Genomic DNA, 23,456 nt, shown 5'->3' with positions numbered 1-23,456 from the left:
GCCTTCCGCTTCCTCAGGCCAGCAGGTTCTTCAGCGGCACCGCCGCATCCGCCACCGCCGCCGCATCGGGGCTGCGCCCCGCTTCGAGCAGCTTGCGGCTCATCATGTGATCGACCGGCGCATTCACCGACTCGACGCACACGAGCTGTCCGTCGACATAGTGGAACAGCGAGAACGCGTCGGGCTTCGGCCCCGCGCGGCGCACGCTGCTCAGGCCCGGCGTGCCTTCGGCCGGCATCAGGCCGACCATCTGCAGGCGCATGCCGCCCTGATCGGACCAGAACCACGCGACCGCGTCATGCGTGCGCGCCGCGCCGGTCAGCGTGGCCACTGCCGTGCGCGCCTGGTCGTTGGCGTTCTGCACCGATTCGAGCCGCAGCGCGCGGCCCGCGCGGCGGTCGGGGAAGCGCGTGCAGTCGCCCACCGCGAGCACGTCGGCCGCGCTGGTCTGCATGTGGCCGTCGACCACGATGCCGTCCGCGCATTCGATGCCGGCCGCTTGCGCGAGCGCGGTCTCGGGCACCGCACCGATGCCGAGCAGCAGCAGATCGACAGGCTGCTTCACGCCGTTGACCTGCACCGACACCAGCCTGTCGCCTTCGACTTCGAACGCGCCGGTCTGTGCGCCGAGCACGATGTCGATGCCGGCCGCGCGGTGGGTGGCGAGCACGTGCGCCGACAGCTCGGGCGAGACGGCGCGCCCCAGCAGGCGCGGCGCGCTTTCGATGACCTGCACCGACTTGCCGAGCGCCTTGGCGGTGGCCGCCACTTCGAGCCCGATGAAGCCGCCGCCGAGCACCGTCACATGTTCGGCCGCCGCGAGACGCGTGCGCAGGCGATGCGCTTCATCGGCCGCGCGCAGGCTCGCGACGTTTTCCAGACCCGGCTTCAGGTCGGGCATCTGGCGCGCACGCGTGCCGGTAGCCAGCACCAGTTGCTGCCACGGCAGGATCGCGCCCGACCGCAGCGTGACGGTGTGCGCCTCGCGATCGATGGCCACTGCGGCATCGCCCAGGTGCAGCGTGATGCCCGCTTCGCGGTACCAGTCAGCGGCCTTGTGCGGCTGCGTGGTCTCCTCCACGCTCTTGAGGAAGGCCTTGGACAGCGGCGGGCGGTGATACGGCTCGCAGGCCTCCTCGCAGACCAGGTGCACGCGCGCGCCCTGCCCTGCTTCAGCAAGGCCGGCGCAGAGCTGGGCCGCGGCGTGGCCGCCGCCGATGATGACGATGGAATTCATGGAAGAAGCGTCTTTCGGAGTCGTTGTGTATTCGGACTGGCGGTCACTCACCGCGGTTGCGCATCCAGTCGGCGGTTTTGAAGAAGGAGTCGCGCAGACGTTCGCGCAGGTCTTCCGGCACGCCTGTCTCGCCCATGGCCTGGTCCATGCAAGCCAGCCACTGGTCGCGCTCCTTGATGCCGATGGTGTGGCCACCGATGCTCTGCGGCAGGTGGCGCGCACGCAGCATCGGATGGCCGAAGCGGTCGGTGTAATGCTGCGGGCCACCGAGCCAACCGCACAAAAACCAGAACAGGCGCTGGCGCGCGTTGTCGAGGCTGGCGCCGTGCACTGCGCGCAACTGCGCATAGGCGGGCTCGAGGTCCATCAGGTCGTAGAAGCGCTCGACCAGCGCCTCCACCTTCGGTTCGCCGCCGATCCAGTCGAACGGCGTGCCGGCGGGCGGCTTTTCTTGAATCTGCATGGGCGGGAGTATCCCTCCGGGTGCTTGCTAGAGCTGCACGAGGCCGGGAATGCCCACGTCGGGGTTCACGTCCGCGTCGTAGTCCACGCCCTCCACCGCGAAGCCGAAGAGTCGCAGGAACTCGGTCTTGTAACCCGCGAAATCGGTGAGCTCGTCGAGGTTGTCGCCGGTCACCTGCGGCCAGAGTTCCAGCACGCGGGCCTGCACCTGCGGTGCCAGCTCCTTGTAGTCCGCGCGCAGGCGGCCTTCCTCGTCGATGTGCGGCGCGCTGCCGTAGAGGCTTTCGGCAAAAAGCCCGTGCACCTGCTCGATGCAGCCCTCGTGCGTGCCCTGTGCCTTCATCACCTTGAACAGCAGCGACAGGTACAGCGGCATCATCGGAATGGCCGAGCTGGCTTGCGTGACGACCGCCTTCAGCACCGACACGCGCGCATCGCCGCCCTTGGCGGCCAACTGCGCGCGGATGCCCAGCACCTTCTGGTCCAGGTCTTTCTTGGCGGCGCCAATGGAGCCGTTCCAGTAGATGTCGTGCGTGATCTGCTCGCCCAGGTAGGTGAAGGCCGTGGTCTTAGCGCCGTCGGCCAGCACGCCGGCCTGCTGCAGCGCGTCGATCCACATCTGCCAGTCTTCGCCGCCCATCACGGCCACGGTGTTGTCGATTTCTTCCTGCGTGGCGGGCTCGAGCACCGTTTCCTTCACGGCCCCGCTGTCGGTGTCGAGGCCGCGCAGGTTCACCGACTTGCCGATGGGCTTGAGCACCGAGTTGAAGACCTGGCCGGTCTTCGGGTGCGTGCGCCTCGGCGCGGCCAGGCTGTAGACGACGAGGTCGACCTGGCCGAGGTCAGCGCGGATGGTGTCGATGACCTGCTGCTTCACCGCATCGGAAAAGCCGTCGCCATTGATGCTCTTCGCATAGTGGCCCTCGGCTGTCGCGGCGCTGTGGAAGGCTGCGGTGTTGTACCAGCCAGGCGAGCCTAGCTTGGTCTCGCTGCCCGGGCGTTCGAAGAACACGCCGAGCGTGTCGGCGCCGCTGCTGAAGGCGGCGGTGATGCGCGCGGCCAGCCCGTAGCCGGTCGATGCGCCGATCACCAGCACCTTCTTCGGGCCGCCCGCGATGGGCCCCTGGGCCTTGACGTAGTCGATCTGCTGCCGGACGTTGGCTTCGCAGCCGGTGGGATGGGTCGTGACGCAGATGAAGCCGCGCACGCGGGGTTTGATGATCATGAGGATCTCGCTGTATGAGATGCGGGAAGAAAACGGCGGGAGCGCGTTTTTGGCGCCGCGAATTTAACCCAGCCCGTAATAACCGCCTTCAGCTTGTCCATATGCATATGTCGATTGACGATTTAATAATCTGAGGTTTTATTGATATGGTTCGGCCCTGAATTTCCTTTAGGAGAGAGACAACCTATGCGCCACACCCTGCTCGCCGCGGCCGTCGCCGCTTCCACCTTCCTGCTCGGCACCGTCGCCCACGCCGACCAGCTGGCCGACATCAAGAAAAAGGGCGAACTGGTCGTCGGCGTGCTCGGCACCGACGAGCCCGCGACCTTCGTCGATCCGAAGACGCGCCAGATCGTCGGCTACGAAGTCGACCTGGTGAACGCCATCGCGAAGAAGATCGGCGTGAAGCCGGTGCTCAAGCAGATCGCGGTGGCCGCGCGCATTCCGGAACTGCAGCAGGGCCACGTCGACCTGGTGGCCGCCGGCCTCACGCACAACAAGGAGCGCGAGGCGCAGATCGACTTCTCGCTCACCACCTTCGTCACCGGCCAGAAGGCCATCGTGAAGAAGGACAGCGGCATCAGCGAAGTGCCGCAGCTCGCGGGCAAGAAGGTGCTGACGATTCGCGGCGGCACGCAGGAGCCCAACATCCGCAAGGCCGTGCCCAACGTCGAGGTCGTGACCTTCGACACGAGCCAGCAGGCCTTCCAGGCGCTGCAGCAGGGCAAAGGCGTGGGCTATGTAGACGACGAGGCCGCGCTGCTGCGCAGCTACGCCAAGCTGGGCCCGCAGAAGGCGCAGTACTTGGTGCTCAAGCAGAACCTGAGCACCGAGGCGCTGGCCATCGGCATCAAGAAGGGCGAGACCGGCCTGAAGGCCGTGGTGGACGACACGCTGCGCGAACTCGAGAAATCGGGCGAGGCGCAGAAGATCTTCATCAAGTGGTACGGCCCGACGACGGCTTCTGGCTTCCAGACGCGCGACTTCAAGCTCGACTCCGACAAGATCGACTGACCTTGTGTTTCTCCTTCCCCCTCTGGGGGAAGGCCGGGATGGGGGCACGCGGCCTCCATATAGGCGCCGCGCCCTAACAGGCGCCGTCGTGCCCCCACCCCAGCCCTCCCCCAGCGGGGGAGGGAGCGAATCCCCTTCGCGACGGTGATACTGTCGCCCCCCATGCCCCTGTTCGACTATTCCTTGCTGCTGACCGGCAAGTACCACGACATGCTCATCGCGGGCCTGCTGCTGTCGCTGCAGCTGCTCGCGGCTGCGCTGGTGCTGGCGCTGCCCATCGCGCTGGTGGTGGCGCTGCTGCGGCTGTCGCCCTTCGCGCCGCTGCGCTGGCTCGGCTTTGCGTACGTGGAGTCGATCCGCAACATCCCGCTGCTCGCGCACATGCTGTTCTGGTACTTCGGCGCACCCGAGCTGCTGCCCGAGGGCATCAAGCAATGGCTCTACGCGGGGCACATCGAGGCCTACAGCGCGGTGATTGCGCTGGCGCTGTACGCGGCGGCCTTCATGGCGGAAGACATCCGCAGCGGCATTCGCGCGATTCCTTCCGTGCAGTTCGAGGCCGGCCGCGCGATGGGCTTCAGCTATCTGGCCACGATGCGCCGCGTTGTGCTGCCCCAGGCGCTGCGCGTGACCATTCCGCCGCTCATCTCGCAGACGCTGAGCCTCTGGAAGAACACCTCCATCGCCACCGTGATCGGCGTGGCCGAGCTGATGTACCAGGCCGGCCAGGTCGAGAGCGCGACCTTCCGCAGCTTCGAGTCGTTCGCGTTCGCCAGTGCGGCGTACCTGACGGTGTCGCTCGCAATCACCGGGCTGGCCACCTGGTACCACCACCGGTATCCGGTGCGGACCATCTGAGGGCATTGACGCGATGCTCGAAATCATCAACGACTACTGGGTCTACTTCCTCATCGGGCAGTACCCCAACGGCCCCCTCGGCGGGCTCGTGCTCACGCTGCTGCTGGCATCTTGCGGCCTCGTGCTGGCATTGCCGCTGGGCATCGTGCTCGGGCTGGCGCGCGTGAGCCCGTGGCGCTGGCTGCGCTGGCCTGTCACGGGTTTCGTGTTCGTTGTGCGCGGGCTGCCGCTGCTGATGGTGATCTTCTGGGCCTACTTCTTCCTGCCCAGCGTCACCGGTGTGAAGACCGACCAGTTCACCACCATGCTGATCGCACTCGTGGTGTTCGACGCCGCCTACCTCGCCGAGATCGTGCGCGCCGGCATCCAAGGCCTGCCGCGCGGGCAGATGGAAACCGCCCGCGCGCTGGGCCTGGGCTACGGCCGCGCGATGCGGCTCGTGGTGCTGCCGCAGGCGCTGCGCAGCATGCTGCCCTCGCTGGTGAACCAGTTCGTCTCGACCATCAAGGAAACCTCGCTGGGCTACATCATCGGGCTGGCCGAGGTGTCGTTCATCGCGACGCAGATCAATACGCAGGTGTTCACCAAGCCCGCGCAGATCTACCTCATTCTGGGCGGCACGTACTTCATTCTCTGCTTCGGCCTGTCGCGCTTCGCCTACTGGCTGGAACGCCGGCTCGCGCGCCGCGGCATCTCTACAGCCACCGCCAAGGTGTCCGCATGATCGAACTCGAAAAAGTCAACAAGTGGTACGGCAGCTACCACGCGCTGGTCGACATCAGCGAGACCATCCACAAGGGCGAAGTCGTCGTGGTGTGCGGGCCCTCGGGCTCGGGCAAATCGACGCTGATCCGCACCTTCAACCGGCTGGAGCCGATCCAGTCGGGCCGCATCGTCGTCGACGGGCAGGACATCCATGCGCCGGGTCTCGACGTGGACGCCTTCCGCTCGCGCATCGGCTTCGTGTTCCAGCAGTTCAACCTGTTCCCGCACCTCACGGTGCTGCAGAACTGCACGATGGCGCCGATGCAGCTGCGCGGCCTCACGCGCAAGGAGGCCGACGAGCGCGCGATGGCGCTGCTGCACCGCGTGGGCCTGTCGAACAAGGCCAATGCGTGGCCGAGCGAACTGTCGGGCGGCCAGCAGCAGCGCGTGGCGATTGCACGCGCGCTCGCAATGCAGCCGCCGCTGATGCTGTTCGACGAACCCACCAGTGCGCTCGACCCGGAGATGGTCGGCGAGGTGCTGCTGGTGATGCGCGATCTCACGCGCGACGGCATGACGATGGTGTGCGTAACACACGAGATGGGCTTCGCACGCGAGGTGGCCGACCGCGTGCTGTTCATGGACGAAGGCAAGGTGCTGGAGCGCGCCACGCCGGACGACTTCTTCAACCGGCCACAGCATCCGCGCGCGCAGCAGTTCCTGTCCGACATCCGCTCCCCTTTTGCGAGAGACGCATGACCGACACCACCCTCCCCCTCATCGACGTTGCGCCGCTCGTGGCCGGCACGGCCGGGCGCGACGCCGTCGCCGCGCAGATCGGCGCCGCCTGCCGCGCACACGGCTTTTTCTACGTGACCGGCCACGGCGTCGACGCGTCGCTGGTGAAGCGGCTCGAAGACCTGAGCCACCGCTTCTTCGAACTGCCCGAAGAAACGAAGATGCAGTGGCGCATGGCCCTCGGCGGACGCGCATGGCGCGGCTTCTTCCCGCTGGGCGGCGAGCTGACCTCGGGCCGGGCCGACTGGAAGGAAGGCCTCTACCTCGGCACCGAGCTGCCCGCCACGCACCCGCTGGTGCAGGCGAAGACGCCGGTGCACGGGCCCAACCTGTTCCCCGATGTGCCGGGCTTTCGCGAGGCCATCCTCGAGTACATGGCGGCCGTCACGCAGCTCGGCCACCGGCTGATGGAAGGCATCGCGCTGAGCCTGGGCCTGGGCGCGGACTACTTCGCCGAGCGCTACACGGCCGACCCGCTGATCCTGTTCCGCCTCTTCAACTATCCGACGCAGGCTGTGCCCGAAGGCCTCGACGTGCAGTGGGGCGTGGGCGAGCACACCGACTACGGGCTGCTCACGATCCTGCACCAGGACCACATCGGCGGCCTCGCGGTGCACACGCCCGCCGGCTGGATCGACGCGCCGCCGGTGGCGGGTTCGTTCGTCTGCAACATCGGCGACATGCTCGACCGCATGACCGGCGGGCTCTACAAGTCGACGCCGCACCGCGTGAAGCGCAACACCTCGGGGCGCGACCGGCTGTCGTTTCCGCTGTTCTTCGATCCGAACTTCGAGGCGCGGGTACAGCGCATCGAAGGCCTCGCGGGCGCCGAGGCACGCGACGACAGCGCCGAGCGCTGGGACCGCGCCAACGTGCACGCCTTCAGCGGGCGCTACGGCGACTACCTGCTCGCGAAGGTGTCGAAGGTGTTCCCGCAGTTGCGCGACGAAGTGCTCTGAGCGGCCGGCGAAGGCTCGTCGAGGAAGGCGTCTTCCCAGCGCTCGATTTCGGCATCGGGGTCGGAAATGGGCACGAGCTTGTCGCTGCGGCAATAGAAGGTCCAGCCCTCGAACAGCACGTCGTAGTACGTGCCGGGCAGGTAGCGCTCGCTCGGCGCCTCGTAGGGCTGCGAGACCACTTCCACGATCCGGCCCACCGCACGCTCTGTGAAGGGCGACGCCAGGCAGCTGTCGACCACATGGCAGAGCGTGCCGATCTTGATCATGAGAGCCTTGTCGCGGCCTCGGCGGGAAACCAGCGCGGCAGGTGCGGCACCGCTTCGTGCAGCGACTCGAGCACATGGAAGGCCCGCTCGACGATGGATGCGGGCGGGTGCTTGAGGTCGGGCACGACCACGACCCGCATGCCCGCAGCCAGCGCCGCCTTGGCGCCGTTCTCGCTGTCCTCGAAGGCGATGCATTCAGCCGGGTCCACGCCCAGCCGTTCGGCCGCGAGCAGGTAGAGCGCCGGATCGGGCTTGGCGCGCGCAACTTCGTCGCCGCCCGCAAAGGCCGAGAAATGGTGCAGCACGCCCAAGCTGCCAAGGCAGGCCTGGATCTGCCCGCTGGTCGATGACGAGGCCACGGCGCAGCGCGTGCCGCGTTCGCGCAGCGCGCTCAGGAATTCGGCCGCGCCGGGCTTGATGGGAAACAGCGGCTCACCGTCCGAGCGCTCCAGCTGCAGGCGCTGGCGAACATGGGCCACGGCGTGGTTGTAGGCATCCGCACCGCCCAGCAGCGACGCGAGGATGTGTTCAGACTCGGTCATGGCCAGCCCGACGACCTGCAGGTACTGGCTATGCGAAAGCTCGATGTCGAGCGTGCGGGCGGCCTCGATCCAGGCGGCCATGATGGGGCGTTCCGAATCGATCAGCAGCCCGTCCATGTCGAAAATTGCGGCGGCGAACATCGGGGCATCCTAATGAAAAAGGGGCCGAAGCGGCCCCTTTTGAAAGAAACGGCGGCAGTTGTTGCTGCCTTGCCTGCTGGTCAGTCCCGCGCCAGTGCCCGGTTCAGCGCCAGCGCGGCCAGCGTGGCGATGGCACCCGACAGCAGGTAGATGCTGACGTAGGCCAGGCCGAAGTGGGCCGACAGGCCAAGGGCGACCAGCGGCGCGAACGCCGCACCGATCAGCCAAGCCAGGTCGGCCGTGAGCGCCGCGCCGACGTAGCGGTACTTGGGCGCGAAGTTCGAGGTCACGGCGCCGGCCGCCTGGCCGTACGACAGGCCCAGAATCACGAAGCCCAGCAGAATGAAGATGTCCTGCCCAACGCGGCCGCCATCGAGCAGCGTGGGGGCAAAACCACTGAAAGCCGCGATCACTGCAGCCAGGCCGCCCAGCGTGAAACGGCGGCCGATGCGGTCGGCCAGCAGGCCCGAGGCCACGATGCCGGCGGCGCCGAGCACCGCGCCGATCATCTGCACGATCAGGAATTCGGTGACCGACTGGTCGGAATACAGCGTAATCCACGACAGCGGGAACACTGTGATCAGGTGGAACAGCGCGTAGCTGGCCAGCGCGGCGAAGGCGCCGATCAGCAGGTTGGCGCCCTGCGTACGGACCAGCTCGCTCACGCTGGTGGGCTCCAGTTCACGCTCTTCGAGCAGGCGCGAATATTCGTCGGTGGCCACCAGGCGCAGGCGGGCGAACAGCGCCACCACGTTGATCGCGAAGGCCACGTAGAAGCTGTAGCGCCAGCCCCAGTCGAGGAAGTCCTCCGACGGCAGGCTCGAATACAGGTAAGCGAACAGCGCGCTGGCAATGAAGAAGCCGATGGGCGCGCCCAACTGGCCCAGCATGGCGTACCAGCCGCGGCGGTTGGCGGGCGCATTCAGCGCCAGCAGCGACGGCAGGCCGTCCCAGGAAGCGCCCAGCGCCAGGCCCTGGCCGAAGCGGAACACCGACAGCAGCACGATCGCCGTGAAGCCCAGGCTCGCATAGCCCGGCAGGAAGGCGATGCCGGCGGTGGAGGTGCCCAGCACGAAAAGCGCCGACGTGAGCTTGGCCTCCCGCCCGAATCGTCGCTGGATGACCATCGAGATGACAGTTCCGAACGGACGCGCGATGAAGGCGAAGGAGAAGATCAGGAACGAATAGAGGACGCCCTCGAGGTGCTGCTCGAACGGAAAGAAGACCGCCGGAAACACCAGCACCGAGGCGATGCCGTAGACGAAGAAGTCGAAATATTCGGAGGCGCGGCCGATGATCACGCCGACCGCGATCTCGCCGGGGGCGATGTGCGAGTGGTCGTCGCCCTGCCGGGCGCCGCCGTGCTCGGGCGAGTTCGGCAGCGGCTGTGCGCCTTGCGGACTGATGCTGGACGTCGTCATTGCTTGCTGTAATTCAGGTGTCACGCCGCGGCGCGACACCATAAGACCATGGAGATCCCAGAGCGTCGCACCGAATCACATTTACCGCCATAGGACAAAACGTCCAATAGGCGAAACCCGTCTTCAGGCGTAGATTGTGGGGTCTTTTTGCGTCGCCCCTGCACCTCTTTTCCTTCGGCATGCACATCCTCAAGAACCTTCGCCGATCACTCCTGCTGCTTTCCGCCATGCTCCTGGCGGGCTGCAACACGGTGCTGATGAACCCATCCGGCGACATCGCCAATCAGCAGGGACGCCTCATCGTCGTCTCCACCGTGCTGATGTTGATCATCATCATCCCGGTGATCGCCCTGACCATCTTCTTTGCCTGGCGCTATCGCCAGTCGAACAAAGAGGCCACCTACAGCCCCGACTGGGACCACTCGACCCAGCTCGAACTGGCGATCTGGGCGGCGCCGCTGCTCATCATCATCGCGCTGGGCGCCATCACCTGGATCAGCACCCACGTGCTCGACCCCTACCAGCCGCTGCGCCGCCTCGACGCCCAGCGTCCCATCCCCGCGGACACCAAGCCGCTGGTGGTCGAAGTGGTGGCGCTCGACTGGAAGTGGCTCTTCATCTACCCAGAGCAGGGCATCGCCACGGTGAACGAGCTGGCGGCCCCGGTGGACCGCCCGATCAGCTTCAAGATCACGGCCTCCTCGGTCATGAACTCGTTCTTCATCCCCGCGCTGGCTGGCCAGATCTACGCCATGCCGGGCATGGAAACCAAGCTGCACGCGGTGATCAACAAGCCGGGCGAGTTCGAAGGCTTCTCCGCCAACTACAGCGGCGCCGGCTTCTCGGGCATGCGCTTCAAGTTCCACGGCCTGAGCAACGGCGACTTCGACCAGTGGGTCCAGAAGGTCAAGGCCGGCAAGGACGGCGAACTCACGCGCGATCTCTACAAGAAGCTCGAAGTGCCGAGCGAACGCGAGCCCGTGCGCCACTACGCCGCCGTGGACCCTGCCCTGTACGACGCCATCCTCAACCTGTGCGTGGACCGCAACAAGATGTGCATGAAGGAAATGATGGCCATCGACGCCGACGGCGGCATGGGCAAGCCCGGCGCCTTCAACGTTGCCACCAAGCAAGCCTGGGAGATCGACTCTCTCGATACGCCCAAGCGCAAGTACGTCACCGCGATGTGCACCACCGAAGAATAAGATGTTGCAGAACCTAGACCTGACGAAGCTCGTCTTCGGCCGCCTCACCTGGGAGGCGATTCCCTACCACGAGCCGATCCTGCTCGCGACCTTTGCGGGCGTGGTGCTGGGCGGCATCGCCGTCCTCGGCGCACTGACCTACTTCAAGCTGTGGGGCATGCTGTGGCGCGACTGGATCACCAGCATCGACCACAAGAAGATCGGCATCATGTACATCATCCTGGGCCTGGTGATGCTGCTGCGCGGCTTTGCCGACGCGCTGATGATGCGGGCCCAGCAGGCAATGGCCTTCGGCGACAACGCCGGCTTCCTCCCGCCGCACCACTACGACCAGGTCTTCACCGCCCACGGCGTGATCATGATCTTCTTCGTGGCGATGCCGCTGGTCACGGGCCTCATGAACTTCGTGGTGCCGCTGCAGATCGGCGCGCGCGACGTGGCCTTCCCGTTCCTGAACAACTTCAGCTTCTGGATGACCACCTTCGGCGCCGGCCTCGTGATGGCGTCGCTGTTCGTCGGCGAGTTCGCCAAGACCGGCTGGCTGGCCTACCCGCCGCTGTCGGGCATTCTCTTCAGCCCCGACGTGGGGGTCGACTACTACATATGGTCATTGCAGATAGCGGGGGTCGGAACCTTGCTCTCTGGCGTGAACCTGCTGGCGACCATCGTGAAGATGCGCGCGCCCGGCATGACGATGATGAAGATGCCCGTGTTCACCTGGACCGCGCTCTGCACCAACGTTCTGATCGTTGCAGCCTTCCCGGTGCTGACCGCCGTGCTGGCCCTGCTGTCGCTCGACCGCTATGTCGGCACCAACTTCTTCACGAACGACCTCGGCGGCAACGCCATGATGTACGTGAACCTGATCTGGATCTGGGGCCACCCCGAGGTGTACATCCTGATCCTGCCGGCCTTCGGCATCTTCTCGGAAGTGGTCTCCACCTTCTCCGGCAAGCGCCTCTTCGGCTACGCCTCGATGGTGTACGCCACGGTCGTGATCACCATCCTGTCGTACCTCGTCTGGCTGCACCACTTCTTCACCATGGGCTCCGGCGCCAGCGTGAACTCGTTCTTCGGCATCACGACGATGATCATCTCGATCCCGACGGGCGCGAAGATCTTCAACTGGCTCTTCACCATGTACCGCGGCCGAATCCGTTTCGAGCTGCCCATGATGTGGACCATCGGCTTCATGATCACCTTCGTGATCGGCGGCATGACCGGCGTGCTGCTGGCCGTTCCCCCGGCCGACTTCGTGCTGCACAACAGCCTGTTCCTGATCGCCCACTTCCACAACGTGATCATCGGCGGCGTGCTGTTCGGCATGCTGGCGGGCATCACCTACTGGTTCCCGAAGGCCTTCGGCTACAAGCTCGACCCGTTCTGGGGCAAGTGCTCGTTCTGGTTCTGGATCGTCGGCTTCTGGTTCGCCTTCATGCCGCTGTACATCCTGGGCCTGATGGGCGTCACCCGCCGCATGAACCACTTCCAGGACATGTCGCTGCAGATCTGGTTCCAGGTTGCCGCCTTCGGCGCCGTGCTGATCGCGCTGGGCATCGCCTCGTTCATCATCCAGCTGGTGGTGAGCTTCATTCGCCGCGAATCGCTGCGCGACACCACGGGCGACCCGTGGAACGGCCGCACGCTCGAATGGTCGACTTCGTCGCCTCCGCCGGCCTACAACTTCGCGTTCACGCCGCGCGTGCATGACAACGACGCCTGGTCCGACATGAAGGCCCGCGGCTACCAGCGTCCGCTGGAAGGCTTCAGCCCGATCCACATGCCCAAGAACACGGCCGCCGGCTTCATCATCGCGGCTCTGGCCGCAGTGGGTGGCTTCGCAATGATCTGGCAGATGTGGCTGGTGGCCGGCATCGGCTTCGTCGCCATGCTCGCCGCCGTGATCATCCACACGTTCAACTACAAGCGCGACTATCACATCCCCACGGAAGAAGTCGTCAGCACCGAAGACGCGCGCACGCGCCTGCTAGCTGCCCATGTCTAACACCACCGCTCTTTCCGCCGGCAGCGCCGGCCATGCGTCGAACGCGCCTGCGTTCGAGGTCTTCAACGTCCGCAACGAAGACCACCACCCCGAGAACGGCACGCTGCTGGGCTTCTGGCTCTACCTGATGAGCGACTGCCTGGTCTTCGCCTGCCTGTTCGCGGTGTACGGCGTGCTGGGCCGCAGCTACGCGGCCGGCCCCTCGGGCGCCGACCTGTTCGACCTGCCGCTGGTGGCAATCAACACCTCGCTGCTGCTGCTGTCGTCCATCACGTACGGCTTCGCGGTGCTCGAGATGCAGAAGCGCCGCATGGGCGCCGTGCTGGTCTGGCTGGCCATTACCGGCCTGCTGGGCGCGGGCTTCATCGGCCTGGAGCTGTACGAGTTCGCGCACCTGATCCACGAAGGCGCGGGCCCGCAGCGCAGCGCCTTCCTGTCGTCGTTCTTCGCGCTGGTGGGCACCCACGGCCTGCACGTGACCTTCGGCATCGTGTGGCTCATCGTGCTGATGATCCAGCTGCCCAAGCACGGCTTCACCGCCGCCAACCGCCGCCGCCTGATGTGCCTGTCGATGTTCTGGCACTTTCTGGACGTGGTCTGGATCGGCGTCTTCACCTTCGTGTACCTGATGGGATCGCTGCAATGAGCGCGCACACCGAAACCGCCGGCCACGGCGCACATGGCCATGACAGCCACGACGATGGCCCGGTGAGCCACAGCACCTTCAAGGGCTACATGACCGGCTTCGTGCTGGCCGTGATCCTCACCGCCATTCCGTTCTGGCTCGTGATGAGCAAGGTCTTCGACAAGCCCAACACCACCGCCCTCGTCATCCTGGCCTTCGCCGTGGTGCAGATCGTGGTGCACATGGTGTACTTCCTGCACATGGACGCCAAGTCCGAAGGCGGCTGGAACATGCTGGCGCTGATCTTCACGCTTGTGCTCGTGGTCATCACGCTGGCCGGTTCGCTGTGGGTCATGTACCACATGAACACCAACATGATGCCGCACTCGATGCACGACATGAAGAACATGCCCTGATGGCGGCAGCGGTCCGCCAGCGGTCCACCGCCGCGCGGGTGGCGCTGGCGGTCTGCGGCGCCCTCGCCTTTGCCGGCTTCTTCGCGCTCGGCACCTGGCAGGTCGAGCGCAGGGCCTGGAAGCTCGATCTCATCGCCCGCGTCGACCAGCGCGTGCATGCCCCGGCCAGCACGGCCCCCGGGCGAAACGAATGGCCCACGGTCAACGCGGCCAACGACGAATACCGGCATGTCCGCCTTGCCGGCACTTTCCTCCACGACAAAGAAACGCTGGTGCAGGCCAGCACCAAGCTCGGCGCAGGCTTCTGGGTGCTGACCCCGCTGCGCAGCAGCGCCGACGGGACCGTGGTGCTGGTCAATCGCGGGTTCGTACCGCCTGAAGCGCAGAAACGCTCGGCCCGCACCGCGCCCGAGCCGCAGGGCGAGACCACCGTGGCCGGCCTGCTGCGCCTCACAGAGCCCAAGGGCGGCTTCCTGCGCAAGAACGATCCGGCCGCCGATCGCTGGTTCTCGCGCGACGTGCAGGCCATTGCCGCGGCGCGCGGCCTGAACAACGTCGCGCCCTACTTCGTCGACGCCGAGGCCGCACCCGCGCAGGCCACCGCCACCATCGACACCCCCGCGTGGCCCGCCGCCGGCCTGACGGTCATCGCCTTTCCCAACAGCCACCTCGTCTACGCCCTGACGTGGTATGGCCTCGCCCTGATGGTGCTGGTCGCGGCCTGGTTCGTGCGGCGCAGCGGCGAAAATGCGGCCCATGCCGAAGCCCGCCCCGCCCAAGATGCTCGCCGCGACGACTGACACCGCCGCGGTCGCGGGCGAACTGCACGCCCCCCGCGCCGGTGTCGCGAGCCTCGACAACGCCACCGGCCACCAGAACATGCAGCAGCTGATCCAGCTGCGCTGGTTCGCCGTGGTCGGGCAGGTGGTCACCATCCTGGTGGTGCACTACGGCTTCGCGATCCGGCTGCCGCTGGACCACATGCTGCAGGTGCTGACCTGCCTCGCGCTCTTCAACATGGTGAGCCTGCTGCGTTCGCGCAGCCACCGGCGCGTGACCAACGGCGAGCTGTTCCTCGCACTGCTGGTCGACGTGGCCACGCTCACGGCGCAGCTCTACCTGAGCGGCGGCGCGACCAACCCCTTCGTGTTTTTGTTCCTGCTGCAGGTGACGCTGGGCGCGGTGCTGCTGAAGCCCTGGTCGACCTGGACCATCGTGGTCATCACCAGCATCTGCTTCGCCGGGCTGGCGCTGTTCTCGCGCCCGCTCGCGCTGCCGCTGGACCACAACCGCGGCCTGTGGAGCCCCTACATCCAGGGCATGCTGGTGTGCTTCGCGCTGAACGCGGCGCTGCTCGTGACCTTCATCACCCGCATCGGCCGCAACCTGCGCGCGCGCGACGCCCGGCTGGCCGACCTGCGCCAGCGCGCCTCTGAAGAAGAACACATCGTGCGCATGGGCCTGCTGGCTTCTGGCGCGGCGCACGAGCTGGGCACGCCGCTGGCCACGCTGGCGGTGATCCTGGGCGACTGGCGCCGGCTGCCGCACTTCAGCTCCGACCCCGAACTGCTGACCGAGGTGGCCGAGATGGAGCTGCAGATCCAGCGCTGCAAGAGCATCGTGAGCGGCATCCTGCTGTCGGCCGGCGAGGCGCGCGGCGAGTCGTCCGAAGAAACCACCGTCAGCACCTTCCTCGACGACCTGATCGAAGAGTGGCGCACCACCCGCCCCGTGGAAGACTTCGAGTACGACAACCGCTTTGGCCGGGACCTGCCCATGGTCTCCGACTCGGCCCTCAAGCAGATGATCTGCAACGTGCTCGACAATGCGCTGGAGGCGTCGCCGCACTGGCTGCGCCTCGAGGCGGCGCACGACGCCGACGCGCTGACGATCACGGTCACGGACGCAGGCCCCGGCTTCCTGCCGGCCATCCTGAAGGAGTTCGGCAAACCCTACCAGTCGAGCAAGGGCCGCCCCGGCGGCGGGCTGGGGCTGTTCCTGGTCGTGAACGTGGCGCGCACGGTCGGCGGCCGCGTCGCGGCGGCCAACCGACCCGAGGGCGGTGCCATCGTGAAGATCACGCTGCCGCTCGCGGCCATCGTGCTCGAGGAAGAAGAGACGGAAGTGGATGACGACGAGGACGATGCGGAAGCCGTCGCCGCCAGCAGGACCATCGGAATGGAAGCCAATGAGCGAAACAGAAGCTGAGCAGCGCCAGTTGCTGATCGTCGAGGACGACGATGCCTTCGCGCGCGCGCTCGGCCGCTCCTTCGAACGCCGCGGCTATGCCGTGACGCAGGCGGGCAACCTCGCGGAAGTCGAGGCCCTGCTGGCCACTTCGTCGCCCGGCTACGCGGTGGTCGACCTCAAGCTCAACGGCGAGGCCTCGGGCCTGTCCGCGGTGCAGATGCTGCACCGGCACAACCCCAAGATGCTGATCGTGGTGCTGACGGGCTTCGCCAGCATCGCCACCGCCGTGGAAGCCATCAAGCTCGGCGCCTGCCACTACCTGGCCAAGCCGTCGAACACCGACGACATCGAGGCCGCCTTCGGCCGCGCCGCCGGCACCACCGAGGTCGAGCTGACCAACCGCTCGACCTCGATCAAAACGCTCGAATGGGAGCGCATCCACGAGACGCTGGCCGAAACCGGCTTCAACATCTCGGAGACCGCGCGCAGGCTCGGCATGCACCGGCGTACGCTGGCGCGCAAGCTGGGCAAGCAGCAGGTCAAGTAGGCAACCACTACATCTCTTCATCTGCATGAGGTTCCGATGACAGCAGTTCCTTCCCAGACGCAACCCTCGCAGCGCACCTCCGTCCTGGCGGCCCGCGACCAGACGGCGATGGAAGAACTCTTCAATGCCCTGAGCCACGGCCTGGGCCTGGCGCTGGCCATCGCCGCGCTGCCGATCCTGGTCTACAACGCGGTGCAGAAGGGGCAGGCCGCAGGCGTGGTCGGCGCCTGTCTTTTCGCGGGCACGGCCATCGTGCTGTACCTGATCTCCACGCTGTACCACGCGCTGCCGATGGGCCGGGCCAAGGCCTGGTTCAACCGGCTGGACCACGCGGCCATCTACCTTTTCATCGCGGGCAGCTACATGCCCTTCCTGTTCGGCGTGCTGCGCGGCCCGCTGGGCTGGACGCTGTTCGGCGCCATCTGCGCGGCGGCGGTGCTGGGCGTGAGCGCCAAGCTGTTCAACCGGCTGCAGCATCCGCTGTGGTCGACCGGGCTTTATGTGGCGATGGGCTGGATGGCGCTGATGGCTGCCGTGCCGCTGTATGAGCGCATGTCATCGGCCGGCCTGGGTTGGCTCGTGGCCGGTGGGCTCTTCTATACGGCGGGTGCGGTGGTCTTCCTGTTCGACAACAAGGTGCGCTTCGCGCATTCAGTGTGGCATCTGTTCGTGCTCGCCGGCAGCACCTGCCATTTCTTCGCCGTGCTCTGGCACTCGCACGGCTGAGCGTCTTGTTCAGTAATGCGGAGGTAGCTCGTCGCGCGGGTTGCGTGCGGCTCCGTCCTGCATCGCGTTCTGGCTCTGTTCCTTCAACTGCGTGACCTGCAGGATCAGCCGGTCGATCTGTTGCTGCTGGCGGTAGATCGTCATGTTCAGCTGGTCGAGCAGGTCTTCGGCGTAGCTCGACTTGATCTCGAGCTCTGTCACGCGTTCCGCGAGGTCGTGGGGTGGGTTTTCCATGCCGCTATTGGACAGGAAGACCGACCCACCTTTTATGACGCCTACCTTAGCTTCTTCTTAGCGACGCACCTTCGCTTCGAGCAGGTCACCCATGCCGATGCGTTTGGCGAACTCGATGCGCACTCGCTCCGACACCTCGAACACCTCCGTCGCGCCGTCGCCCACGAAGTCGATCAGCGAGCGCATCGGTCGCGTGCCGGCGGGCAGGCCCACGATGCGCACGATTTCGTCGGCCACGGCCTGCGGGTCGGCGTTGTCGGGCGTCAGCGCCGAGAGGCGTTCGCCGATCTGGTCCATCACGCCGTCGTAGCGGCTGTAGGCGGCGGCAGTCGCGGCATCGGCCGGCTTGCCCGCGCTCGGGAAGTGGTCGGTGCCCCGGGTGAAGGCGCCCGGCACGACGATGGAAGTCTCGATGCCGAAGCGTGCGATCTCGTAGGCCAGCGTGACGGCCAGCGAATCCATCGCCGCCTTGGCCGCACCGTAAGGGCCCATGAACGGCGGGAAGCCGCCCTTGGTGGTGGTACTGCTGATCCACAGCATCAGCCCCGACTCCTGCCTGCGCAGGTACGGCAGCACCGCGCGGTTCACGCGCTGCGCGCCGAGCACGTTGGTGTCGAACACCTTCACGATCTCTTCGGGCGTGAAGGCCTCCGTCGGGCCGACCACGAGATGGCCGGCGTTCTGCATCACCACGTCGAGGTGGCCCTGCTCGCGCACGATGGTCGCGGCGGCGGCATCGGCCGAATCCTGCGAGAGCACGTCGAGTTCGAGCGGGTGCAGCTGAAGCCCTTTGGCCGCGGCCAGCGCGCGCAGCTCGGTGGCGCGGCCGTTGTTGCGCCCCGCGATGTCGCGCATCGAGGCGTAGACGATGTGACCCGCTTCGGCGAGGGACTGAGCGGTGAGCTTGCCGATGCCGGTGCCTGCACCGGTGACGAGGATGACGGATTGCATGATGGAACTCCTGGAATGAATGAATGGAATGCGAGGGATCGGGGACGCGTCGTCTTCAATGCACGCGGCGTTGCAGCGCATGGGCCGCCCACGCCGCGACCGATCCGAGCGCGGCCGCGCCGCCCAACGTGCCGAACAGCGAGAGCGAAGGCGGCTGGTGAATCGCGAAGAAGGCGATCAGGCCGAGGAAGTAGCACAGCAGGTTGTTGAGACGCGGCACGCTGCGCATCGACACCACGACGAGCGCGACGACCAGCACCACCAACGGCAGCGCCACGGCGCCCACGACAGGGGCCAGTGCGCCGATGGCCACGGCTGCCGCCTTGCCGATCAGCACGCCGAGGCTCACGCAGACGAGGTTGAACAGGCCGTCGCGCGCCGTGACGCCGCGCGTGTAGAAGGCCACCCAGCCGACGAACATCGCCCATACGGGCAGTTCGAGAACAAGGGCCACCGCCGAGGCGGCAGCGGCAACCACCGCAGCGGCCAGCGTGAAGGCCGAGTACGCCAGGCTGAAGAAGCGCGGGGCGGCAGCGGACGGAGTCGGTTGGCTCATGATGATTTCTCCTTGAGCGGTTCGATGCGAGCTCAGGCCACGCCGCCGTTGGCGCGCAGGACCTGGCCGTTGACCCAGCCCGCATCGGGACCGGCGAGGAAGGCCACCACCGAAGCGATGTCCTCTGGCTGGCCGAGGCGCTGCAGCGGCGGCATCTTGGCGAAGGTCTGGATCTGTTCTTCGGTCTTGCCGTCGAGGAACAGCGAGGTGGCGATCGGGCCCGGCGCCACGGCGTTCACCGTGATGTTGCGGCCGCGCAGCTCCTTGGCGAACACATGCGTGAAGGCCTCGACCGCCGCCTTGGTGGCGTTGTAGATCGCATAGCCGGGCATGTTCAGCGCGAGCGTGGTGCTCGAGAAGTTGACGACGCGCCCGCCCTCGTTGAGGCGCGTGGCGGCTTCGCGCAGCGTGTTGAAGGTGCCGCGCACATTGATGTCGAAGGTCTGGTCGTAGAGCGCGTCGGTGTGCTCGGCCAGCGGCACGGTCTTGAGCACGCCGGCGTTGTTGACGAGCACGTCGACCTTGCCAAGCTGCGCCTCGACGGCGTCGAACATGGCGCGCACTTCATCGGCATTGGCCACGTCGGCCTTGACCGCGAAGGCTTTGCCGCCGGCGGCCTGCAGTTCGGCGACGAGGGCGTCGGCCTGCGCCGGGCTCGACGCGTAGTTGACGGCGACCGCGAAGCCGTCCTTGGCGAGGCGCCGTGCGATGGCAGCGCCGATGCCGCGCGATGCGCCGGTGACGAGGGCGACTTTGGAGTTGGAGGGCTGGTTCATGGCTGTTTCCTTTGCAGTGGTGGGTTGGTGAGACGGATGATCGATCGTTCCAATAAAAAGATAATCAGCCTCAAATCGCCATTACCATTCCATTTACTTCAACAATAGCCTCAGGGACTGCTCATGGACCGCTTCCAGGAAATGCTGGCCTTCGTGCGCATCGCCGAGCGCCAGAGCTTCACGCAGGCGTCCGAAGACCTGCAGATTCCGCGCGCCACCGTTACCAACCTGATCAAGCGCGTGGAGCAGCGCCTGGGCACCCGGCTGCTGGAGCGCACCACCCGCACCGTGCGCCTCACGCAGGACGGCGAGGCCTACTACCGCCGCTGCGTGCGGCTGCTGGCCGACGTGGAAGAGGCCGAGGGCCTGTTCCGCGACGAGGCGCCCAAGGGCCTGCTGCGCGTGAACCTGCAGGGCACGCTGGCACGGCATTTCGTGGTGCCCGCGCTGCCGGCCTTCCTGGCGCGATATCCCGACCTGGAACTGCACATCGGCGAGGACGACCGGCTGGTGGACCTGGTGCGCGAAGGCGTCGATTGCGTGCTGCGCGCGGGCACGCTGCAAGACTCATCGATGGTCGGGCGGCGCGTGGCGCTGCTGCCGCAGGTCACAGTCGCGAGCCCGGCCTACCTGGCGCAGCACGGCGAGCCCGGGAGCGTGGAAGCACTGTCGGCGCACCGCGCCATCCACTACATCTCCAGCGCAACGGGCAAGGCAGTGCCGCTCGAATTCACGGTCGACGGTCGGGTGACGCCCGTGCAGCTCGGCGGCATCGTCTCGGTGACGGGCGCCGACCTGTACACCGGCTCGGCCGTCGCGGGCCTGGGGCTGGTGCAGGTGCCGCGCTATCGTGTGGCCACGGAGCTGGCAGACGGGCGGCTGAAGGTGCTGCTTTCTGGGTTCGCGCCGCCGCCGATGCCAGTTTCGGTGCTCTATGCGCAGAACCGGCAGCTGTCGTCGCGCGTGCGCGTGTTCACGCAGTGGCTGCGGGACATCTTCGAGGCGGCTGAAAGGGCCTGAGCGGGTTTCAGCCGGCCGTCGCCACAGCGCCGGCCTCGGCATGCGTCTCGCCGCGCAGGAACGCGAACACCACGAACGCCGTCATCACCGTCACGCCGGCCAGCACGCACAGCAAGGTGCCGAACGCTGCGCCATAGGCATGCAACAGCGCCACGCGGTCCATGCCGGGCAGCAGGGCCAGCGCCTGAGACAAATCCCCGGTCGTGACGCGCTGCGCCGCCTGCGATACGGCGGCAGCATGCCCCAGCTGCATCGCCACCAGCGCCGTCAATCCAGCTCCGACCAACGCCAGCGCAATTCCCTCCCCGGCTACCCGCACGGTGTTGAAGATGCCCGACGCCATGCCCGCCCGCTCGCGCGGCACCACGCTCACGGCCAGCCCGTCCATCAGGCCCCACGGCAGACCAATGCCCGCGCCGATCAGCAGCAGCGGCCACACGATGTCGTGCAGCGGTGTCCCCGGCGCACAGCGGCTGAGCCAGAACAGCCCGACCGCACACACCAGCAGCCCCACGGCCGAGATCACGCCCGCCGAGAACCGGTGCGCGAGCGATGCCGCCAGCGTCGGCACGACGAGGATCGGCCCCGAGAGCGCGAACATGAAAGTCCCAGCCTCGATCGCGCTGCGCCCTTCGAGTCCAATGAAGCGGATCGGCAGCACCACCAGCAGCACGACAAAACCGTAGGCCGGCGCCGCAGCCAACAGCTGCACGCCCACGAAGCGCGGAAAGCGGAACAGCGACAGGTCGAGCATCGGATGCGCCACGCGCCGCTCGATGGCGATGAAGGCCGCCCCCATCAGCGCCGCGCCCGCCAGCGCGCAAAGCACCCACGGGCTGCCCCAGCCACTGTCGGGCGCCTGCAGCACGCCCAGCGTCAGCAAGCTCAGCGCGGCGGTGAAGGTAACGGTGCCCGGCATGTCGAGCCCCATGGCGTCCGGATTGCGCGACTCGCGCATGCTCGGCGCGGCGATGCACAGCGCCACGAGGCTGACCGCGCCGGGGCTCAGCATCACCGCCTGCCAGCCGAAGCTTTCGGCGAGCCAGCCCGAGAGGATGGAACCGCACGACAGCCCCACGCCGAACGAGGTGCCGATCAGGCTGAAGGCCCGCGTGCGCGCCGCGCCGTCGAACACCTGCGCAAGCGCGGCCGTGCCCGCCGCGAAGGCCGCGGCCGAGCCCAGCCCCTGCAGAGCCCGCGCAAGATCGAAAGCGACGATGCCGGGGGCCAGCGTCAGCAGCGAACTGCTCAGCGCCACCACCGCAAGCCCGAGCAAGAACACGCGCTTGCGCCCATAGGCATCGGCCAGCGCCCCGGCGGCCATCAGCGTGGCGCCGAAGCTCAGCATGAAGGCGTTGGTCACCCAGTTGAGCTGCACCGGGCTGCCGCCCAGCGCATCGCGGATCGCGGGCAGCACCACCGCCGGGCCGGTAAAGCTCAGCGGCATGCCCAGCGCCGCCAGGCAGACGGCGGCCAGCAGCCAGTTCTTGTTGTGGAAAGACGTGGACATCGAAGGCTTTCACGCGGAAGGAAGGAAGGAAGGAAGGAAGGAAGGAAGCCACAGAAGATAGAAAGGAATCAATGGAATGAAAATGGCGCCATTGATCCTCGCACTCCCAACCCAGGGTTGTTAATCCATGGACAGCTTCAGCGGACTCGAATCCTTCGTGCGCGCGGCCGACCTGCTGAGCTTTGCCAAGGCCGGCCGGCTGCTGGGCATATCGGCCTCGGCGGTGGGCAAGAACGTCGCGCGGCTCGAACAGCAGCTCGGCGTGCGCCTCTTCAACCGCACCACGCGCCACACACGGCTGACGCAGGAAGGCGCGCTCTTCCACGAGCGCTGCCGCCGCATCCTCGACGAACTAGACGACGCGCGCGCCATGATGCAAGACGCCGTCGCCGCCCCGCGCGGCCGCCTGCGCGTGAGCCTGCCGACCATCGGCTACCGCTTTTTGCTGCCGATCCTGCCGGACTTCAAGGCGCGCTACCCCGAGATCGAGCTCGACCTCGACTTCAACGACCGGCTGGTCGACGTGATCGCCGAGGGCGTCGATGTGGCGATCCGCAGCGGCGATCTGGTCGATTCGCAACTGGTGGCGCGGCGGCTCGGCCCATTCCAGTTCGTGCTGGTGGCCTCACCGGCTTATCTAGAACGCCACGGCGTGCCGCAGGTGTCGGCCGACCTGATACAGCACGCCTGCCTGCGCTACAAGTTCGTGACCGGCGGCAAGGTCGAGGAATGGGACCTGCCCGGCTTGCCCGCCCAACTGCCACCCGGCCTGCTGTGCAACAACATGGAAGCCATGCTGGGCGCCGCCGTCGCCGGCCTCGGCGTGGCCTACATGCCCGACTTCCTGGCGCGCGATTCGCTGTGCCGCGGCGAGCTCCAGCGCGTGCTGGCCACGCACCTCGTGCGACAGGGGCAGTTCTCGGCACTGTGGCCGTCGAGCCGGCAGCTGTCGCCGAAGGTGCGTGCGTTTGTGGACTTTGCGGGGGAGCGGATGTTCAGGGACGAAGGTATGGCGCCGTAGCACAAGAGACGGACCGGACTGAATTCAGACCATAATGAGTCCGATC

26 protein-coding genes are annotated in these 23,456 nt (G+C 66.8%); 15 read left to right on the top strand and 11 right to left on the bottom strand.

Features of this window, described 5'->3' with window-relative positions; translation table 11 throughout:
* Positions 1 to 13: 13 nt before the first annotated feature.
* The 3 genes from ACSFBF_RS11985 to fabV are packed head-to-tail and all read right to left on the bottom strand — an operon-like array spanning position 14 to position 2,924.
* Positions 14 to 1,237: an NAD(P)/FAD-dependent oxidoreductase gene (locus tag ACSFBF_RS11985; RefSeq protein ID WP_435467119.1), complete on the bottom strand. Its 1,224-nt coding sequence runs from the start codon at positions 1,235 to 1,237 to the stop codon at positions 14 to 16.
* Between the two features lie 43 nt (positions 1,238 to 1,280).
* Entirely contained in the window at positions 1,281 to 1,700 is a 420-nt protein-coding gene (locus tag ACSFBF_RS11980) for a group II truncated hemoglobin (protein WP_435467117.1), read from the bottom strand.
* A 27-nt stretch (positions 1,701 to 1,727) separates the two neighbouring features.
* Positions 1,728 to 2,924 (bottom strand): enoyl-ACP reductase FabV, encoded by a 1,197-nt coding sequence (gene fabV, locus ACSFBF_RS11975; protein ID WP_435467115.1) that lies wholly within the window; start codon positions 2,922 to 2,924, stop codon positions 1,728 to 1,730.
* Between the two features lie 186 nt (positions 2,925 to 3,110).
* On the opposite strand from fabV, the gene ACSFBF_RS11970 reads away from it, so the two are divergent.
* The 5 genes from ACSFBF_RS11970 (at position 3,111) to ACSFBF_RS11950 (ending at position 7,258) form a co-directional block, all read left to right on the top strand.
* Positions 3,111 to 3,938 carry an ABC transporter substrate-binding protein gene (locus ACSFBF_RS11970; RefSeq protein ID WP_435467113.1) on the top strand — a complete coding sequence of 276 codons (828 nt, stop codon included), beginning with the start codon at positions 3,111 to 3,113 and terminating at the stop codon, positions 3,936 to 3,938.
* Positions 3,939 to 4,100: 162 nt separating this feature from the next.
* The gene (locus ACSFBF_RS11965; protein ID WP_435467111.1) at positions 4,101 to 4,796 is read left to right on the top strand and encodes an amino acid ABC transporter permease; all 696 of its coding nucleotides are present in this window, start codon (positions 4,101 to 4,103) and stop codon (positions 4,794 to 4,796) included.
* A 13-nt stretch (positions 4,797 to 4,809) separates the two neighbouring features.
* Positions 4,810 to 5,520: an amino acid ABC transporter permease gene (locus ACSFBF_RS11960; protein WP_435467109.1), complete on the top strand. Its 711-nt coding sequence runs from the start codon at positions 4,810 to 4,812 to the stop codon at positions 5,518 to 5,520.
* Positions 5,517 to 6,260 (top strand): amino acid ABC transporter ATP-binding protein, encoded by a 744-nt coding sequence (locus tag ACSFBF_RS11955; protein ID WP_435467107.1) that lies wholly within the window; start codon positions 5,517 to 5,519, stop codon positions 6,258 to 6,260. Before ACSFBF_RS11960 ends, ACSFBF_RS11955 begins: the two co-directional genes overlap by 4 nt.
* Positions 6,257 to 7,258 (top strand): isopenicillin N synthase family dioxygenase, encoded by a 1,002-nt coding sequence (locus ACSFBF_RS11950; protein ID WP_435467105.1) that lies wholly within the window; start codon positions 6,257 to 6,259, stop codon positions 7,256 to 7,258. Before ACSFBF_RS11955 ends, ACSFBF_RS11950 begins: the two co-directional genes overlap by 4 nt.
* On the opposite strand, the gene ACSFBF_RS11945 is transcribed toward ACSFBF_RS11950, so the two are convergent.
* From ACSFBF_RS11945 to ACSFBF_RS11935, 3 genes are all read right to left on the bottom strand, one after another.
* The gene (locus tag ACSFBF_RS11945; protein ID WP_435467103.1) at positions 7,201 to 7,524 is read right to left on the bottom strand and encodes a hypothetical protein; all 324 of its coding nucleotides are present in this window, start codon (positions 7,522 to 7,524) and stop codon (positions 7,201 to 7,203) included. The genes ACSFBF_RS11950 and ACSFBF_RS11945 overlap by 58 nt on opposite strands.
* Entirely contained in the window at positions 7,521 to 8,207 is a 687-nt protein-coding gene (locus tag ACSFBF_RS11940) for an HAD family hydrolase (RefSeq protein ID WP_435467101.1), read from the bottom strand. The genes ACSFBF_RS11945 and ACSFBF_RS11940 overlap by 4 nt, the downstream gene beginning before the upstream one ends.
* An 80-nt stretch (positions 8,208 to 8,287) precedes the next feature.
* On the bottom strand, positions 8,288 to 9,628 hold the full coding sequence (locus ACSFBF_RS11935) for an MFS transporter (RefSeq protein ID WP_435467099.1): 1,341 nt from the start codon (positions 9,626 to 9,628) through the stop codon (positions 8,288 to 8,290).
* A 179-nt stretch (positions 9,629 to 9,807) separates the two neighbouring features.
* On the opposite strand from ACSFBF_RS11935, the gene cyoA reads away from it, so the two are divergent.
* From cyoA to trhA, 8 genes are read left to right on the top strand one after another with little or no spacing between them, the layout of a single operon-like run.
* Entirely contained in the window at positions 9,808 to 10,833 is a 1,026-nt protein-coding gene (gene cyoA, locus ACSFBF_RS11930) for a ubiquinol oxidase subunit II (protein ID WP_435467097.1), read from the top strand.
* A gap of 1 nt (position 10,834) precedes the next feature.
* Positions 10,835 to 12,838, top strand: a complete 2,004-nt coding sequence (cyoB, locus tag ACSFBF_RS11925) for a cytochrome o ubiquinol oxidase subunit I (RefSeq protein WP_435467095.1) — start codon at positions 10,835 to 10,837, stop codon at positions 12,836 to 12,838.
* Positions 12,831 to 13,484 carry a cytochrome o ubiquinol oxidase subunit III gene (cyoC, locus tag ACSFBF_RS11920; protein WP_435467093.1) on the top strand — a complete coding sequence of 218 codons (654 nt, stop codon included), beginning with the start codon at positions 12,831 to 12,833 and terminating at the stop codon, positions 13,482 to 13,484. Before cyoB ends, cyoC begins: the two co-directional genes overlap by 8 nt.
* The gene (cyoD, locus tag ACSFBF_RS11915) at positions 13,481 to 13,879 is read left to right on the top strand and encodes a cytochrome o ubiquinol oxidase subunit IV (protein WP_435467091.1); all 399 of its coding nucleotides are present in this window, start codon (positions 13,481 to 13,483) and stop codon (positions 13,877 to 13,879) included. Before cyoC ends, cyoD begins: the two co-directional genes overlap by 4 nt.
* Positions 13,879 to 14,679 (top strand): SURF1 family protein, encoded by an 801-nt coding sequence (locus ACSFBF_RS11910; RefSeq protein WP_435467089.1) that lies wholly within the window; start codon positions 13,879 to 13,881, stop codon positions 14,677 to 14,679. The genes cyoD and ACSFBF_RS11910 overlap by 1 nt, the downstream gene beginning before the upstream one ends.
* Positions 14,636 to 16,087, top strand: a complete 1,452-nt coding sequence (locus tag ACSFBF_RS11905) for an ATP-binding protein (RefSeq protein ID WP_435467087.1) — start codon at positions 14,636 to 14,638, stop codon at positions 16,085 to 16,087. Before ACSFBF_RS11910 ends, ACSFBF_RS11905 begins: the two co-directional genes overlap by 44 nt.
* Complete coding sequence (locus ACSFBF_RS11900; RefSeq protein ID WP_435467085.1) at positions 16,068 to 16,616, top strand: response regulator transcription factor; 549 nt, start codon at positions 16,068 to 16,070, stop codon at positions 16,614 to 16,616. The genes ACSFBF_RS11905 and ACSFBF_RS11900 overlap by 20 nt, the downstream gene beginning before the upstream one ends.
* Before the next feature lie 36 nt (positions 16,617 to 16,652).
* Positions 16,653 to 17,342: a PAQR family membrane homeostasis protein TrhA gene (gene trhA / locus ACSFBF_RS11895; protein ID WP_435467083.1), complete on the top strand. Its 690-nt coding sequence runs from the start codon at positions 16,653 to 16,655 to the stop codon at positions 17,340 to 17,342.
* Positions 17,343 to 17,351: 9 nt separating this feature from the next.
* On the opposite strand, the gene ACSFBF_RS11890 is transcribed toward trhA, so the two are convergent.
* Genes ACSFBF_RS11890 through ACSFBF_RS11875 form a run of 4 tightly spaced genes read right to left on the bottom strand, consistent with a single transcriptional unit; the run spans position 17,352 to position 19,859 of the window.
* Positions 17,352 to 17,576 (bottom strand): SlyX family protein, encoded by a 225-nt coding sequence (locus ACSFBF_RS11890; RefSeq protein ID WP_093057985.1) that lies wholly within the window; start codon positions 17,574 to 17,576, stop codon positions 17,352 to 17,354.
* 57 nt (positions 17,577 to 17,633) lie between these two features.
* Positions 17,634 to 18,527: an SDR family oxidoreductase gene (locus ACSFBF_RS11885; RefSeq protein WP_435467081.1), complete on the bottom strand. Its 894-nt coding sequence runs from the start codon at positions 18,525 to 18,527 to the stop codon at positions 17,634 to 17,636.
* 55 nt (positions 18,528 to 18,582) lie between these two features.
* Positions 18,583 to 19,083, bottom strand: coding sequence for a DUF1097 domain-containing protein (locus ACSFBF_RS11880; protein ID WP_435467079.1), 501 nt, complete (start codon positions 19,081 to 19,083; stop codon positions 18,583 to 18,585).
* A gap of 32 nt (positions 19,084 to 19,115) precedes the next feature.
* On the bottom strand, positions 19,116 to 19,859 hold the full coding sequence (locus tag ACSFBF_RS11875) for an SDR family oxidoreductase (RefSeq protein ID WP_435467077.1): 744 nt from the start codon (positions 19,857 to 19,859) through the stop codon (positions 19,116 to 19,118).
* A gap of 123 nt (positions 19,860 to 19,982) precedes the next feature.
* Between ACSFBF_RS11875 and ACSFBF_RS11870 the strand changes: the two genes are divergently transcribed.
* On the top strand, positions 19,983 to 20,879 hold the full coding sequence (locus ACSFBF_RS11870) for a LysR family transcriptional regulator (protein ID WP_435467075.1): 897 nt from the start codon (positions 19,983 to 19,985) through the stop codon (positions 20,877 to 20,879).
* A 7-nt stretch (positions 20,880 to 20,886) separates the two neighbouring features.
* Here the strand turns inward: ACSFBF_RS11870 and ACSFBF_RS11865 are convergent, their stop codons facing one another.
* Positions 20,887 to 22,389: an MFS transporter gene (locus ACSFBF_RS11865; RefSeq protein WP_435467073.1), complete on the bottom strand. Its 1,503-nt coding sequence runs from the start codon at positions 22,387 to 22,389 to the stop codon at positions 20,887 to 20,889.
* Between the two features lie 127 nt (positions 22,390 to 22,516).
* Here ACSFBF_RS11865 and ACSFBF_RS11860 point away from each other — a divergent pair, with 127 nt between their 5' ends.
* On the top strand, positions 22,517 to 23,410 hold the full coding sequence (locus ACSFBF_RS11860) for a LysR family transcriptional regulator (RefSeq protein WP_435467071.1): 894 nt from the start codon (positions 22,517 to 22,519) through the stop codon (positions 23,408 to 23,410).
* The last annotated feature ends 46 nt before the right edge of the window (positions 23,411 to 23,456 follow it).

The organism is Variovorax nivicola, from assembly GCF_051216475.1.
Lineage (GTDB): Bacteria > Pseudomonadota > Gammaproteobacteria > Burkholderiales > Burkholderiaceae_C > Variovorax.
Note: the sequence above shows the minus strand (reverse complement) of the source record. Positions and strands in the feature narration are given on the sequence as shown.

Coding starts and splice junctions, on each gene's coding strand:
- cyoC (WP_435467093.1), top strand. CDS start 12,831: ATGTCTAACACCACCGCTCTTTCCGCCGGCAGCGCCGGCCATGCGTCG.
- ACSFBF_RS11905 (WP_435467087.1), top strand. CDS start 14,636: ATGCCGAAGCCCGCCCCGCCCAAGATGCTCGCCGCGACGACTGACACC.
- ACSFBF_RS11980 (WP_435467117.1), bottom strand. CDS start 1,700: ATGCAGATTCAAGAAAAGCCGCCCGCCGGCACGCCGTTCGACTGGATC.
- ACSFBF_RS11880 (WP_435467079.1), bottom strand. CDS start 19,083: ATGAGCCAACCGACTCCGTCCGCTGCCGCCCCGCGCTTCTTCAGCCTG.
- cyoD (WP_435467091.1), top strand. CDS start 13,481: ATGAGCGCGCACACCGAAACCGCCGGCCACGGCGCACATGGCCATGAC.
- ACSFBF_RS11860 (WP_435467071.1), top strand. CDS start 22,517: ATGGACAGCTTCAGCGGACTCGAATCCTTCGTGCGCGCGGCCGACCTG.
- ACSFBF_RS11935 (WP_435467099.1), bottom strand. CDS start 9,628: ATGACGACGTCCAGCATCAGTCCGCAAGGCGCACAGCCGCTGCCGAAC.
- ACSFBF_RS11965 (WP_435467111.1), top strand. CDS start 4,101: ATGCCCCTGTTCGACTATTCCTTGCTGCTGACCGGCAAGTACCACGAC.
- ACSFBF_RS11890 (WP_093057985.1), bottom strand. CDS start 17,576: ATGGAAAACCCACCCCACGACCTCGCGGAACGCGTGACAGAGCTCGAG.
- ACSFBF_RS11970 (WP_435467113.1), top strand. CDS start 3,111: ATGCGCCACACCCTGCTCGCCGCGGCCGTCGCCGCTTCCACCTTCCTG.
- ACSFBF_RS11985 (WP_435467119.1), bottom strand. CDS start 1,237: ATGAATTCCATCGTCATCATCGGCGGCGGCCACGCCGCGGCCCAGCTC.
- ACSFBF_RS11945 (WP_435467103.1), bottom strand. CDS start 7,524: ATGATCAAGATCGGCACGCTCTGCCATGTGGTCGACAGCTGCCTGGCG.
- ACSFBF_RS11940 (WP_435467101.1), bottom strand. CDS start 8,207: ATGTTCGCCGCCGCAATTTTCGACATGGACGGGCTGCTGATCGATTCG.
- ACSFBF_RS11870 (WP_435467075.1), top strand. CDS start 19,983: ATGGACCGCTTCCAGGAAATGCTGGCCTTCGTGCGCATCGCCGAGCGC.
- ACSFBF_RS11900 (WP_435467085.1), top strand. CDS start 16,068: ATGAGCGAAACAGAAGCTGAGCAGCGCCAGTTGCTGATCGTCGAGGAC.
- ACSFBF_RS11865 (WP_435467073.1), bottom strand. CDS start 22,389: ATGTCCACGTCTTTCCACAACAAGAACTGGCTGCTGGCCGCCGTCTGC.
- ACSFBF_RS11875 (WP_435467077.1), bottom strand. CDS start 19,859: ATGAACCAGCCCTCCAACTCCAAAGTCGCCCTCGTCACCGGCGCATCG.
- fabV (WP_435467115.1), bottom strand. CDS start 2,924: ATGATCATCAAACCCCGCGTGCGCGGCTTCATCTGCGTCACGACCCAT.
- ACSFBF_RS11960 (WP_435467109.1), top strand. CDS start 4,810: ATGCTCGAAATCATCAACGACTACTGGGTCTACTTCCTCATCGGGCAG.
- ACSFBF_RS11950 (WP_435467105.1), top strand. CDS start 6,257: ATGACCGACACCACCCTCCCCCTCATCGACGTTGCGCCGCTCGTGGCC.
- cyoB (WP_435467095.1), top strand. CDS start 10,835: ATGTTGCAGAACCTAGACCTGACGAAGCTCGTCTTCGGCCGCCTCACC.
- ACSFBF_RS11885 (WP_435467081.1), bottom strand. CDS start 18,527: ATGCAATCCGTCATCCTCGTCACCGGTGCAGGCACCGGCATCGGCAAG.
- ACSFBF_RS11910 (WP_435467089.1), top strand. CDS start 13,879: ATGGCGGCAGCGGTCCGCCAGCGGTCCACCGCCGCGCGGGTGGCGCTG.
- cyoA (WP_435467097.1), top strand. CDS start 9,808: ATGCACATCCTCAAGAACCTTCGCCGATCACTCCTGCTGCTTTCCGCC.
- ACSFBF_RS11955 (WP_435467107.1), top strand. CDS start 5,517: ATGATCGAACTCGAAAAAGTCAACAAGTGGTACGGCAGCTACCACGCG.
- trhA (WP_435467083.1), top strand. CDS start 16,653: ATGACAGCAGTTCCTTCCCAGACGCAACCCTCGCAGCGCACCTCCGTC.